General features: G+C 61.0%; 15 protein-coding genes. 8 read left to right on the forward strand and 7 right to left on the reverse strand.

Annotated features, from left to right (window positions below):
• Positions 1–3: 3 nt before the first annotated feature.
• Complete coding sequence (locus tag V1273_RS18850; RefSeq protein WP_334362817.1) at positions 4–789, forward strand: hypothetical protein; 786 nt, start codon at positions 4–6, stop codon at positions 787–789.
• 93 nt (positions 790–882) lie between these two features.
• On the opposite strand, the gene V1273_RS18855 is transcribed toward V1273_RS18850, so the two are convergent.
• Positions 883–1,209 (reverse strand): PRC-barrel domain-containing protein, encoded by a 327-nt coding sequence (locus V1273_RS18855; protein WP_334362818.1) that lies wholly within the window; start codon positions 1,207–1,209, stop codon positions 883–885.
• Positions 1,210–1,461: 252 nt separating this feature from the next.
• Entirely contained in the window at positions 1,462–2,232 is a 771-nt protein-coding gene (locus V1273_RS18860) for an AAA family ATPase (protein ID WP_334362819.1), read from the reverse strand.
• A gap of 79 nt (positions 2,233–2,311) precedes the next feature.
• On the opposite strand from V1273_RS18860, the gene V1273_RS18865 reads away from it, so the two are divergent.
• Both V1273_RS18865 and V1273_RS18870 read left to right on the forward strand, forming a co-directional pair.
• On the forward strand, positions 2,312–2,635 hold the full coding sequence (locus V1273_RS18865) for a hypothetical protein (protein ID WP_334362820.1): 324 nt from the start codon (positions 2,312–2,314) through the stop codon (positions 2,633–2,635).
• A 329-nt stretch (positions 2,636–2,964) separates the two neighbouring features.
• Positions 2,965–3,630, forward strand: coding sequence for an outer membrane protein (locus tag V1273_RS18870; protein WP_334362821.1), 666 nt, complete (start codon positions 2,965–2,967; stop codon positions 3,628–3,630).
• 154 nt (positions 3,631–3,784) lie between these two features.
• Here V1273_RS18870 and V1273_RS18875 read toward each other — a convergent pair whose 3' ends face one another.
• Together V1273_RS18875 and V1273_RS18880 are read right to left on the reverse strand one after the other, a co-directional pair.
• Positions 3,785–4,642: a PCC domain-containing protein gene (locus V1273_RS18875; protein WP_334362822.1), complete on the reverse strand. Its 858-nt coding sequence runs from the start codon at positions 4,640–4,642 to the stop codon at positions 3,785–3,787.
• Positions 4,643–4,646: 4 nt separating this feature from the next.
• Entirely contained in the window at positions 4,647–6,284 is a 1,638-nt protein-coding gene (locus V1273_RS18880) for an acyl-CoA synthetase (protein WP_442894097.1), read from the reverse strand.
• 133 nt (positions 6,285–6,417) lie between these two features.
• On the opposite strand from V1273_RS18880, the gene V1273_RS18885 reads away from it, so the two are divergent.
• A complete protein-coding gene (locus V1273_RS18885) occupies positions 6,418–6,561 on the forward strand; it encodes a hypothetical protein (RefSeq protein WP_334362825.1) in 144 nt (47 codons plus the stop codon).
• A gap of 63 nt (positions 6,562–6,624) precedes the next feature.
• On the opposite strand, the gene V1273_RS18890 is transcribed toward V1273_RS18885, so the two are convergent.
• Positions 6,625–7,026: an SPW repeat protein gene (locus V1273_RS18890; protein WP_334362826.1), complete on the reverse strand. Its 402-nt coding sequence runs from the start codon at positions 7,024–7,026 to the stop codon at positions 6,625–6,627.
• A gap of 383 nt (positions 7,027–7,409) precedes the next feature.
• Between V1273_RS18890 and V1273_RS18895 the strand changes: the two genes are divergently transcribed.
• Positions 7,410–7,682, forward strand: a complete 273-nt coding sequence (locus V1273_RS18895; RefSeq protein ID WP_334410529.1) for a GNAT family N-acetyltransferase — start codon at positions 7,410–7,412, stop codon at positions 7,680–7,682.
• Positions 7,683–7,839: 157 nt separating this feature from the next.
• Here the strand turns inward: V1273_RS18895 and V1273_RS18900 are convergent, their stop codons facing one another.
• Both V1273_RS18900 and V1273_RS18905 read right to left on the reverse strand, forming a co-directional pair.
• Positions 7,840–8,631: a fumarylacetoacetate hydrolase family protein gene (locus V1273_RS18900; protein ID WP_334410530.1), complete on the reverse strand. Its 792-nt coding sequence runs from the start codon at positions 8,629–8,631 to the stop codon at positions 7,840–7,842.
• A 158-nt stretch (positions 8,632–8,789) separates the two neighbouring features.
• Complete coding sequence (locus V1273_RS18905) at positions 8,790–9,170, reverse strand: DUF3597 domain-containing protein (protein WP_334382135.1); 381 nt, start codon at positions 9,168–9,170, stop codon at positions 8,790–8,792.
• A 296-nt stretch (positions 9,171–9,466) separates the two neighbouring features.
• Here V1273_RS18905 and V1273_RS18910 point away from each other — a divergent pair, with 296 nt between their 5' ends.
• From V1273_RS18910 to V1273_RS18920, 3 genes are all read left to right on the forward strand, one after another.
• Entirely contained in the window at positions 9,467–10,372 is a 906-nt protein-coding gene (locus V1273_RS18910; protein ID WP_334410531.1) for a DUF2189 domain-containing protein, read from the forward strand.
• Between the two features lie 220 nt (positions 10,373–10,592).
• The gene (locus tag V1273_RS18915) at positions 10,593–11,405 is read left to right on the forward strand and encodes a lytic murein transglycosylase (protein WP_334382133.1); all 813 of its coding nucleotides are present in this window, start codon (positions 10,593–10,595) and stop codon (positions 11,403–11,405) included.
• Between the two features lie 493 nt (positions 11,406–11,898).
• Entirely contained in the window at positions 11,899–12,051 is a 153-nt protein-coding gene (locus V1273_RS18920) for a DUF1127 domain-containing protein (RefSeq protein WP_074278622.1), read from the forward strand.
• Positions 12,052–12,159 lie beyond the last annotated feature (108 nt).

A 12,159-nucleotide genomic window follows, 5' to 3' on the forward strand; every position in this document is an offset into this window, starting at 1 on the left:
CGCATGGCCGCAAAGAAACTGGAGCTTCGAAATTTTATCCAGATCGATGAAAAACAGATCGACTCAATCCTGGCTCAGCTTTCAACTTCGTATTCGGTGATTGAGAATCTCAAAGCTAAGTTCGGGTTTTCATATGCGAGCGCTACGTTTGAACTCGAAGCCAACTCAAGAAGAGACACAAGCGTGGTCAGGAAGATTGCTCGACTTGAGCGCTATTTGGAGCGCAACCGTCTCATCAGCACGGCACGCCCACGACGGATGCCGCACGCGCTTTTGAATTCATCCCAATATTGGTGGGTGAAGGAAACATTCACTGCGCGAAGAGTGACTATTCCGGCATCGTCCATACTCAAGACCTCTGGTGCCGAGGTACTGACGGTATGGGTATCTGACCCAAAGCGTGCTCCTAAGCCGAGGCACGAATGGGACTTCACTGGCAGCTTTTTATTCTTACCAACCATGCACTACGACGAAGGAAAGACTAGCACTGTCTGGTCTGGTTGCTCGGCTTTGCGGTTCATCGCAAATGCAGCGCTGGGACAGCCGCTAACCGCTACCGATCCCAACGAGAGTCTCGGGAGGTTCAGCACTAAGCATCCAATTGAAAAACTCGCTGAACTCAACGCTACGGTGCACGAAGCACGGAGGCTCGAAAGCCTCTATTACGTAAGATACATCACGAACGAACAGACTTACCTAGTGAAGGACCGCGAAGTGAGAGTGAATGATGTAGTCGGTTATCCGATTTACATCTCAGCGTACCCTGAGCTCTTTAGATCCGCTTCATAAGCCTTGGACAGTACGTGGGATTAGTAGAGCGCAGCGAAACCCATCACCGTCGTAAAGCGGTGGGGTTTCGCTACGCTCTACCCCCGTACGGCCCTACACCCCCCAATAATGCGGATGCGGTCGCGAGCGGTCGCCCCAGTCGAAGGCGTCGTCGTCGAGTTCGGACGGGCCTGCGCGCAGATCCTCCAGTGTCACGTCGGATTGGTAGGCCTGACGCGCGGGATCAAATCGGAGTGCGTCCCACCGGATCGGACAATGATGGTGGCTGCCGAGTAGCCCTCCGGTCTTGATCACGGCGTAGGCAACCGTTCCGCTCACCTTGTCGAGCATCAGCCGCTCGATCGAGCCGAGCTTTGTGCCGTCGCGCCCATACACGCTCACGCGCTCGACGCGATCACTAGGCACCAGGGTATGAGGCATGGCGACCTCCCTGCTTTCCCTTGTTCGGTCAATATATAGCACAACAGCGGACCGGCTTGGATGATCCAACCTGCGACAAAGTTTGCAGTTGCTGTGGGATGGGTGGAGCGACTTGTCCGCCCAAGCCCAACGAGCATAGGCGGAAGCGATACCCATCGAAGTTGCCGCGCGATGCACAATGGTGATTTCGCGGAGCTTATCATCGGGCCGGCCGACAGGCCGGCCCCGTTGGCTCCGCCCACCCACAAACCCTCACTCCTCGATCGCGGCCTGCACAAATCCATCCGGATCGTCGCAAAACTCGCGCAGCACCTTGTAGTGGTCGGTCTCGCGCACCGTCACCGGCTCCAGCCCGTACTTCGTCAGCCGCAGCAGCGTCGCGTTCGGATACGCCATCAGCACTGGCGAATGCGTGGCCATGATGATCTGGCAATGGCCGATCTGGTCCATCCGCCGCATCAGTTTGAGAAACTCGATCTGCCGCGATGGCGACAGCGCGGATTCCGGTTCGTCGAAGATGAAGATGCCCTGGCGCTGGCAGCGCTCCTCGAAGAAACGCAAAAAGCCTTCGCCGTGGGAATGGGAGAGAAAGTCAGGCGGAGGTGGCCCGGGCGTTCCGATGGCGGCCTCATCGAGGTATCGCGCGACGGAGAAAAAACTCTCAGCGCGGAAGAACCAGCCATGGGTGATCTTGGGCAGCCAACTTGCGCGAAGCGCAGTTGACAGCGTGCCACCCATTTTCTCCAACGCCTTCGAATGATCGACGGGCATGTATCCCTTGCCGCCACCGGCTTCGTCGTAGCCGGCGAGCACAGCAATGCCTTCGAGCAAGGTCGATTTGCCGGTGCCGTTCTCGCCGACGATGATCGTGATCGCCTTGTTGAAACTCAGTTCGAACTCATCGCGCAGCAGCGGCAGGCAGAACGGATAGACCTCGCGGTTGGTGATGCGTGCCGGCTCCAGCCAGATGCGCTTGAGGTACGGCGCCGGCAGATTGATCGCACGATTGCGCTTGTAAGCCATGGTTCGCAGCCCCGCGGAACAAAGTCATTCGGAAGGGTTATACAGACAATGCCGCACAATCCTAGATGGTACCCTGCCGATGCCGAGCGCCGCCTACACCCTCTTCCGCAATGCCATCCTCGGCGAGCAGCAGGTCGTCTGCGTTTATGACGGCCGCGTCCGCGAACTATGCCCGCACATCATCGGCGCCAACAAGAGCGGTGAAGAGGTCGTGCTGGCCTGGCAGTTTGCCGGCGAAAGCAGTGGCCCGCTGCCGCAATGGCGCTGCCTGAAGCTCGCGAATGTCAGGGATGCGCGCACGCGCCCGGGCCGCTGGCACGAGGGTCGCTCGCATCGCACGACGCAGACCTGCGTCAACGAGATCGATCTCGACATCAACGTTCACGTTCGAAAGCGGCGCTGACGCGAGGCCTGCCTGCCCTCTCTCTCTCTCTCGCGCGCGCGCAAATCGAGAACGCACTCCACGCCACACGTCGCCGCACTGCTGTCGAAATAGCAACCTGTCCGCGCCAATGAGCGAACGCGCTTCGGTCCAATTTTTGCCGGCATACATGACGTATGGTTAACCTGCGAACGACGTTCTCACATCCGCGCAAACGTCGCTTGCAGACGGCTCTTTGGGGGCGCATTCGCGCCCGCTTTCCGAAAACGATACGTCACCATGCCGGTGCAATCGGTCCGCTATGGGGCCTGCAGGGGGTTATACGAGTGTTCAACTTCAGGGGACAAAATATGAAACGACTACTTTTAGCTGGTGTGGCTCTTTCGGTCGCGAGCGCGGCCTCGGCCGCCGACCTTCGGGCGCGGCCCTATCCCAAGGCCGCCCCGGCGACGGTGGTTGCCGCGTATAACTGGTCCGGCTTCTATATCGGCGCGATGGGCGGCTATGGCTGGGAGAGCGAGGGCGATGGCGGCGGCGGCTTCGGCGGCGGCACTATCGGCTACAACTGGCAGCTTCCCGGTAGCCAGTTCGTATTCGGTGTCGAAGTCGACGCCGCCGGCGCCAGCATCAAGGACAGCCTCACCGCAGACATCGGCGGGGGCGTCCTGGCCACGGAGGAACTCAAGATCAACTCGTTCGGCAGCGTGACCGGCCGCGCGGGCTTCGCATTGGATGCGGCCCTCATCTACGCCAAGGGCGGTTTTGCGTGGGCCAACAGAAAGGACTCCCTTTCAGTGCCCGCGCTCGGCGTGTCGCTTTCGGATAGCCAGTCTCACACCGGATACACCATCGGCGGCGGCCTCGAATATTTGTTCACGCCGAACTGGTCGGCCAAGGCCGAATACATGTACACCAGCCTCGGCAGCGAGACCTACAATCTGGGCGGCGACGTGTTTGACTCCGGCACGATCGATTTTCACACCATCAAGGTCGGCGTGAATTATCACTTCAGGTGAGCCGAGAATTGTAACTAATACGAACCGTCGTCACCCGCGAAAGCGGGTGACCCAGTATTCCAGAGACAGCGGTGTTTGGCCGATAAGCCGCGGCGTACTGGATACCCCGCATTCGCGGGGTATGACACCGAGTTTGTAACGAACAACGGACCGCTCAAAGCACCTCGAGCACTAGCTCCATCGTCATCAGCACCGGATTGTCACCGCGCATCAGCCGCCCCTCGGCGATGCCGCCGAGATAATCGACCAGCGCGACATCGAGCTCAGCCTGCAGTATGCCGTCGGCGCCGGGCGCGATCAGGCCGTCCCTGATCGCAAGCTCGGTTGCAAACGGCACCACGGTTCGGCCATCGGTGAAATGGGCGCCGATGGTGGAGCCGACGCCGCCGTGAATCCGCGCACGCAGGAATCCGTGCTGCCGGCAGAACGTCTCCAGCGCCGCTGCAAAATCCTGGTTCGGCCGCAGCCGCAACGCAAAGGCGCGGCTGGTGGTCTCGCCGGCCGTGCTCGCGCACGCCACCGGCCCGAACAATTTGAAATTGGTCTCGGGATCAGGCTCAGCCACAAACATCGCGCCGTCGATGCCGAATGCTTCCACCGCGAACGATTCGGCGACGACGCTTTCCTCTGGAAGAATGTGGCCGCCGTGCAGATGTCCGTCCGTCTCGGTCCACAGCCCGTGGCAATGGAAGAACGGCGCGCCGTCGCGCCCGCCGAGCGTCATCGCGCCGAGCTTCAGTCGCGTGATGCCGGCGGGCCGAAACGTGTCGCTGTAGAACGCGGCATTGGCGCCGGTCTTCGACAGCGCCGGCATCACATAGGCAAACGGCCCGAGTGCCCCTCCCCGCATGCTCAACACGCCGCCGGAAAATCCGGCTTCGGCAAAGCCGCGGCGCGCGGCCTCGAGCAGCGGCAGGCCCGCCTGCAGCGTGAACGAGAACGCCCGTCCCCGCGCCTCAACCCATTGGATGCGCTCGGGCGCGGGCGGCCCGGGCTGCGCGACGCTGCGCATCGCCTCAGCTATCCGTCTTGGAGATAAGGTCAAGCAGTCCCCTCGCCTCCAGTTCATCGCGAACCAGCCGCTTCGGAATCTTGCCGTAACCGGATTTCGGCAGCGCCTCCCAGAAGAAGAAGCGCTTCGGCATTTTGTAGCGCGGCACCTTGGGCGCCAGGAATGCGGCAAGCTCCGCTTCGCTCACGGCGCCAGCGCCCTCGTGCGCGACGCAGACGGCGACGCCGACCTCGCCCCAGAACGCGTCGGGCACGCCAAGCACCGCCACCTCGCCGATCGCGGGATGGGTGAGAATCTTCTCCTCGACCTCGCGCGGATAGATGTTGGAGCCGCCGGAGATGTACATGTCCGAGGCGCGGCCGGTGATGTAGACGAATCCCTCCTCGTCCATGTGGCCGAGATCGCCAGTGCGAAACCAGCCGTCGCGAAACGCCTTCGCGTTGGCCTCGGGGTTGTCATAATAGCCGGCGAACACGGCGGGGCCGATCACGCAGATCTCGCCGGTCTCGAACGGTTTGAGCTCGCGCCCGTCATCGCCCTGGATCGACACCTGCATGCCGGTGCGCTCGAAACCGCAGGTGCCGATGCGGGCCTGCGGACCGTCCTCCGTGTCGTGCAGACTGGCCGGCATCACCGTGATGTTGCCAGTGACCTCGCCGAGGCCGAAATACTGCACGAGCACCTTGCCGAGTTTGTTCAGCGCGGCCTTCTGGTCCTCGCGATACATCGGCGCGCCGGCATAGATCACGAAGCGCAGCGAGGAATGATCATATTTGTCGACCGCCGGATGCTCGACCATCATCTTCAAAATCGTCGGCACGGTAAAGATGTTGCTGACGCGATGAGCCTCAATCAACCGGAACGCCTCGGCGATGTCGAATTTTTCCGACGGCAGCAGGATGGTCGGTACGCCGCGCGCCGCCTGCACGAGCTGGTGCACGCCGGCGCCGTGCGACAGCGGCGCGACCACCAGCGAGGCATCCGTCTCTATCGTGCCCGGCATCAAATCGGCGAGATGATTTGTCACCACAAAGGCCATCTGACCATGGGTAAGAACCGCGGCCTTGGAGCGCCCGGTCGTGCCTGAGGTAAAGAAGAACCAGCAGGGATCGTCGTAGTCGACCGCCGCATTCTCGACCTTGGCGCCGGCATGCTCGGCGATCACGTCACTGACTGCCCTCTCGCCGAGGGCGCCCTCGCCGATCCGCCAGATGAATTCGAGCGCCGGATTAGCCGCCGCCGTAGCGTGATCGGGGAAATCGCCATGGCACAAAAAAGCCTTCGCACCGGAGGCGCTGGCGAGATAGGCGGCCTCGTCCGGCATCAGGCGGAAATTGGTCGGCACCCAGACTGCGCCGAGCCGAAACGCCGCGAACATCGACCAGAACATCTCGTCGCAATTTTTGGAATGGACGAGGATGCGGTCGCCCTTGGCGATACCGCGCGCGGCGAGGCCGGCGGCCAGAGCCGACACGGCACCATCGATCTCGCGCCAGGTCCAGGATTTGTCGCCCCAAATGAAGCCAATGCGGTCGCCATGGCGGCGGGCATTCTGGGTCAGCATATACGCCAGATTCATCACCCGGCGCGACATCCGCGCGAGACCGCCGCGCGGGATAGGAATGGTCACCGTTTCAGTCACAGGGAATCAACCATCACGCTTCGGAAAACAGAACATATCATGGCAACGATAGCAGAAAGCCCGCTGTGAGCTCAAATCCGCCGTCGCGGCTTACCGGCCATGATAGTCTCCCCGCCAGCGGGCCGACGTCACCATGATGCAGCCACGCGTTCGCGTCCATAAGCCAGCGCAAATGATTTTCGTCGGCCAATGGAAGATCGACGACATCAAGGGCGCGGTCAACGGCAGCGCGGTCGGTCGCGCGCTGCTCGTCGAGTCGTTCAAGTACCGGGATTGAATCGAGAGCCCGCCAGCCACGTGTGGGGCCGACGGGCTCTCCAGAATCTACTCTCTCCAGAATTTACTGCGGATGATTGGCCAGTTCCTGATCGCTCAAGCGCCAGTCCTGCCAGAGCTGAAGCGCGCCCAGCAGGACGACGATTCCACCGAGGGCGACGTGCCAGGCCCGAAGCATGTCGTCACCGGCGTAGCCGAACATGAAGGGCGAGGCGGCCAACCAGAGGCCGAGCGCGATCTCCCCCACCTCCTCCCAGCGCTGCAGTGCGACATATTCGAGCTGGGCCAGACCGAAGACCAGCATACCGATGACAAACGTATTGAGGATCATGGTGCTGCGTTCGGCGTCCATCACGTCGTGGCTGGAGAAGGGAAACCACGGCGATACCACGATCAGCACGCCAAGCAGCATGCCGAGCCAATCTTCCCATGTGCGATGCTTGCTGATGAAACCAAAGCCCGACATTGTAGACCTCCCCTTGAAAAGAGGCATACGTCGGCGGCCGCGATCATAGCATTTCCGATATTCGAACCCAGACCCGGCCGCCTCAGCGGCGTATGTCATTCTAAAGACGTAGGAACCTCACCCCCGGTTGCAAGACCTCGCCGGCAAAGTTCCTGTGCGATTACGCGTCCTTATTGCACTGCACCGAGGCGCTGCGCGCTCTCGCGCTTGCGCCAGCCAGCTCGTTGAGGTGGTCGGTTGCGACGGTATCACCGCGGTTCCCAGCAATGCAGGGGTCAAGGCTCAAGACAGCATATCAGCGAGGCAGTCATCCGTTCGTCGCCGGTTTGCATCGGCGGGTTCATGTCTCTAAATCGAACGGTGAATCATCCGGGAATCGCTGCATGGTCGCCGTCCGCGACAACAAGACTCAAAACCGCTTCGAACTCGTTGTCGATGGCGCCGTGGCGTTCGCGAATTATCGCATCACACCCGCGGCGGTCATCATCACCCATACCGAAACGCCGCGCGCCCTGCGCGGCCGCGGCATCGCTTCTGAGCTGGTCAGGGGCGCCCTCGAACTGATCCGCGCCGACGGACGCAAGGTCATCGCCGGCTGCGGCTTTGTCGTGGATTATCTGCGCAGAAATCCGGAATTTGCCGATCTGACGGGGTGACGTGGCACACCAAAGCACCGTCGTCCCTGCGAACGCACGCCGTGTAGTCAATTGCTGCGCTCGATGAAAGACAACGCGGGCGACATTCTCACCCATCATTGCCTTCCGTGGTCATGGGCCCCTGCTTTCGCAGGGGCGACGGCGATAGCTGGCACTCTCACGTAATCCGGATCGACATATCCGGCAGGCCCTCGAGCTTACACAGGATAACGTCGCCCTTCACGACGGGACCGACATTTTCCGGTGTGCCCGAGTAGATGATGTCACCAGCCTTGAGCTCGAAAGCTTCCGATAGCTTGGCGATTTGCTCCGCCACGTTCCAGATCATATTCCGCAGATCGGAGTTTTGCTTGACGGTGCCATTCACCGCCAGCGAGATCGCGCCCTTGGTAAAATGGCCGGTCTTCGTGGCTGGATGAATCGGCCCGAGCACCGCGGAGCGATCAAAGCTCTTGCCGATTTCCCATGGCTTCTTCTCGTCGCCCATTGCCCGCTGCAGATCGCGCCGCGTCATGTCGAGGCCTAACGCATAGCCGTAGACATGATCGAGTGCCTGCTCCACGGGGATCTTGGTGCCGCCAGATTTCAGCGCCGCCACCAACTCGACCTCATAATGATAGTTCTTGGTGAGCGACGGATACGGATGATCGCCAACCATTCCGATGGCGACATTCTGGATCGCGTCGGTCGGCTTTTGAAAGAAGAACGGCGGCTCGCGATTGGGATCCGAGCCCATTTCGCGGGCATGCGCGGCATAGTTGCGCCCAATGCAATAGATTCGCCGCACCGGAAAAACATCGGTCTCGCCGACGATGGGTATGGTCGTCGTGCCAACAGGAAAAATCGATTTCGGACCGGCCTGCGCTGCGGCCGTGCCCCCTTGCGCCGCCGTACCCGCCAGCGCCAGCGCGCCCGTGGCCAGAATGGTCCTGCGATCAACATTGCTCATTGGCATCCTCCTTGTTTTATGAGTCTTCTTGTCCGCCTGCATCTACAGCGTTTTCTCCACGAAGTAGATACCGTTTACGCGTTTGCTGCGTTACAATCGCACCAAAAAAGAAGGCCCGCGCCGCCGCGGACCTTCGCATGCCAGGACCGAGCGAAGCGTCAGTGCTTGATATCAGGCGGCAGCTTGCCGCCATTGGCGGCCAACTTGGCCATGACCTGCTTGTGCAGCCAGATGTTCATGCTGGCGGAATCGTTGCTGTCCCCGGTGTAGCCGAGCTCCTTCGCGAGCTCCTTGCGCGCGGCGAAGCTGGAATCGATGTCGAGCGCCTTCATCAGATCGACGATCGAAGTCCGCCACGCCAGCTTCTCGCCCTTGGCCCTCACCGCCTGGTCGAGGATCGGCGCGACGTCGACGGTCGCAGCGGCCGGTGTAGCGGCCGCACCAGATGACTCGGCCCCCGCGGCCGCGCCGCCGCCAGCCGGCGCAGCGTCTGCCTTGGTGCCGAAGATCGCGCTCATGATTTTTCCGAAAATGCTCATCGTTTTGCTCCCAATGACTTGAGGATGGGGTGAGTCTTTGGCGGCACTGTTTGACCGGCAGCACCACGCCGGGATCGCCTGCAAGTCTAGCCACCCAAGGGAAGCTTGCCAATGAAACATTCACCTAAGCGTGAGTGTGTTTGTTGCTGTTTGGAAGTATCCTGTCTCGACAGTTCGCGACACGGTCAGTTCCACCCTCTGTCTTCGCGTCTGGCCTGATCGTGATCGTTTTATGAAACGGCGCGTGTGCGTCTTTCGATTGGCGCGCAAATGCGACGACGAGGGAGACAGCGACCATGGCCACCTATCACGGCAATGTCACATCGATGGCGCAGCGCGCACCGGATGCCGCTGCCGCGCCAGTCATCCGAACCATCGGCTTTGCCGAACTCGGCCGCGCGTTGCGGCGAGGCTGGGAAGATTTCAAGGCGGTGCCAAGCCACGCCATCCTCCTGTGTGTGATCTATCCCGTTCTCGGACTGGTGCTGGCACGCGCCGTTCTCGGCTATTCTGTCATACCGCTGTTGTTTCCGCTGGCCGCCGGCTTCGCCCTGATCGGCCCATTCGCCGCGCTCGGCCTCTACGAGATGAGCCGCCGTCGCGAACGCGGTGAACCGGCAAGCGCTTGGCATGCGCTCGAGGTGGTACGCTCGCCTTCGTTCGGCGCGATGCTCGGACTTGGCGTGCTGCTGCTGGCACTTTTTGCGACCTGGGTGGCGACTGCGCAGGCGATCTACATCGCTGCGTTCGGCTATGCGGGAGTGACCGGCTTTTCCGATTTCGTGACGCGCGTGCTGACGACGCCACAAGGCTGGTGGCTAATCGTGGTTGGCTGCGGCGTCGGCTTCCTGTTTGCCCTCGTCGCGCTCTGCATCAGCGTGGTCTCGTTCCCACTGATGCTGGAACGTCATGCCAGCGCTGCCGATGCGATGGTGACCTCGCTGCGCGCGGTCGCACACAACCCGGTGCCGATGGCTGCCTGGGGCTTGATCGTCGCGGTGCTGCTGGTCGCGGGAACGTTGCCGTTCTTCCTCGGCCTTGCCGTCGTCATCCCGCTGCTTGGGCATGCTACCTGGCATCTCTATCGGGAGACGATAGAGCCGGAACTCGATCCGCAGCCGTTTCCGCCCCGCGCGCACCGCGAACGCAAGCCTGCTGCCGACTTCCCGGCCAATCTGTTCCCCTGGCGGCGCAGGGAATAACGTATAGGCCTGCACGGAACCTGATCGATCAATCCGCCGGTCGAATCCGACCGGCGGATTGGCAGTTCACCTCTCACTAACGATGAATTGAGCACATCCAACGGAATGGCATTGCGGGCACACCTACATAAGCCTTGTTTTGGCCGACCTTGCTTCGAACATTCGGCGTGGCGTCGACACTAATGCTGAAGACGCATCGATCGTGGAGCGAACGGGCACGATGATCTCTCGCCTTTCCCTACGCGCCCTGACCTTGGGCGCGCTGTTACTGACCTCTGCGGCCGCGCTCGGTGCGCCCTGCGGCACGGCCCCGTTCGAAACATGGCTGGAAGACTTCAAGAAGGAAGCGGCCTCCAAGGGAATATCGGCGTCCGCCATCCAGGCCGGCTTGACCGGCGTCACGCTCGACAAGAGCGTGTTGGCCCGCGACCAATCGCAAAAGGTCTTCAGCCAGAGTTTTGAGGAATTCTCCGGCCGCATGGTCCCGCCCCGGCTGACGCGTGGATCCAACATGCTCAAGCAATACGGCTCGGTGCTCGGGCGCATCGAACAGGCTTATGGCGTGCCCGGCGAAGTGCTGGTGGCGATCTGGGGCCTGGAAACCGATTTCGGCGTCAACATCGGAAAATTCCCGACGCTGCGCGCGCTGGCGACGCTGGCTTATGATTGCCGCCGCGCCGACATGTTCAAGGCCGAGTTGATGGACGCACTGCGCATCGTCGAACGCGGCGATATCGCGCCGCAGGAAATGCGCGGCGCCTGGGCCGGCGAAATCGGCCAGACCCAATTCATGCCGTCGTCCTACATCAAGTTCGCGGTCGATTTCGACGGCAACGGACGCCGCGACCTCCTGCGCAGCCCGCCCGACGTGCTGGCCTCGACCGCCAACTTCCTCGCCAACCACGGCTGGCAGCGCGGCAAGGACTGGGAACCCGGGAGCGCCAATTTCGCTGCGATCAAGGAGTGGAACAGGAGCGAGGTCTACGCAAAGACCATCGGCTATTTCGCGACGCAGCTTTCGCGGGCGCCTTAACGCGAACTCAGAGGGCCGGCCGTAGTAACCGGCCCTGCAGGCCGACCTATTCACCAAAGCTGCTATTGCGGCAGCCCCATTTACGACAGTCCACCGTAATAGTGAATATATATTCATTTCGTTTTGCAAACAACATGCGATTCACGCATAAGAAAATTTTGAAAGCGTCGGTATTTGCGGCACGTTTGTCGGCCCTTGAAAGCCCTCAAGCTGGTTTCTGACCTCCCTGGCCGCCAGTTAAGGGTAATCTGACGATTACGAGAAACCCGCAAATCTACGGCATTACTTTACATGTTTGGCGCGCGCCCATCGCGCTTCCGTCGGCTAATCCGCCACGATGTCGACTCGTTAAGCGGCCGTTACCGTCGTTATGCGTTCTGGGATTAGCTGCATCGCAACATAAGAAGTTCTGCACTGCAAAAAACCGAGCTATATTCATTTCAACGATGAAGCCGTCCTCCAAGGGCTGAATCGTAACTGCAAGGAGACTACCATGTTGCTCTCGCTCATCCGCATGATCCAGGCTTTCCGGGATTATCAGCGCAATGTCAGCGAACTGTCCCAGCTCAGCGATCGGGAACTGGCCGATATCGGCCTTGATCGTTCGGACATTCCGCGCGTTGCCGCCGGAAACTATAACGGCTGATCATTGCTCAGCCGCCTGGATGAACGGATAACGCCCGCCCCGCTGCGGGCGTTGTCGTTTGCACCAGGCCAGGCTTCGCTTGGAAGCGCTTCGTAGGTGCGCCGTGCG

This window comes from Bradyrhizobium sp. AZCC 1721, from assembly GCF_036924715.1.
Taxonomy (GTDB): Bacteria; Pseudomonadota; Alphaproteobacteria; order Rhizobiales; family Xanthobacteraceae; genus Bradyrhizobium.

Coding starts and splice junctions, on each gene's coding strand:
- V1273_RS18850 (WP_334362817.1), top strand. CDS start 4: ATGGCCGCAAAGAAACTGGAGCTTCGAAATTTTATCCAGATCGATGAA.
- V1273_RS18855 (WP_334362818.1), bottom strand. CDS start 1,209: ATGCCTCATACCCTGGTGCCTAGTGATCGCGTCGAGCGCGTGAGCGTG.
- V1273_RS18860 (WP_334362819.1), bottom strand. CDS start 2,232: ATGGCTTACAAGCGCAATCGTGCGATCAATCTGCCGGCGCCGTACCTC.
- V1273_RS18865 (WP_334362820.1), top strand. CDS start 2,312: ATGCCGAGCGCCGCCTACACCCTCTTCCGCAATGCCATCCTCGGCGAG.
- V1273_RS18870 (WP_334362821.1), top strand. CDS start 2,965: ATGAAACGACTACTTTTAGCTGGTGTGGCTCTTTCGGTCGCGAGCGCG.
- V1273_RS18875 (WP_334362822.1), bottom strand. CDS start 4,642: ATGCGCAGCGTCGCGCAGCCCGGGCCGCCCGCGCCCGAGCGCATCCAA.
- V1273_RS18885 (WP_334362825.1), top strand. CDS start 6,418: ATGATGCAGCCACGCGTTCGCGTCCATAAGCCAGCGCAAATGATTTTC.
- V1273_RS18890 (WP_334362826.1), bottom strand. CDS start 7,026: ATGTCGGGCTTTGGTTTCATCAGCAAGCATCGCACATGGGAAGATTGG.
- V1273_RS18895 (WP_334410529.1), top strand. CDS start 7,410: ATGGTCGCCGTCCGCGACAACAAGACTCAAAACCGCTTCGAACTCGTT.
- V1273_RS18900 (WP_334410530.1), bottom strand. CDS start 8,631: ATGAGCAATGTTGATCGCAGGACCATTCTGGCCACGGGCGCGCTGGCG.
- V1273_RS18905 (WP_334382135.1), bottom strand. CDS start 9,170: ATGAGCATTTTCGGAAAAATCATGAGCGCGATCTTCGGCACCAAGGCA.
- V1273_RS18910 (WP_334410531.1), top strand. CDS start 9,467: ATGGCCACCTATCACGGCAATGTCACATCGATGGCGCAGCGCGCACCG.
- V1273_RS18915 (WP_334382133.1), top strand. CDS start 10,593: ATGATCTCTCGCCTTTCCCTACGCGCCCTGACCTTGGGCGCGCTGTTA.
- V1273_RS18920 (WP_074278622.1), top strand. CDS start 11,899: ATGTTGCTCTCGCTCATCCGCATGATCCAGGCTTTCCGGGATTATCAG.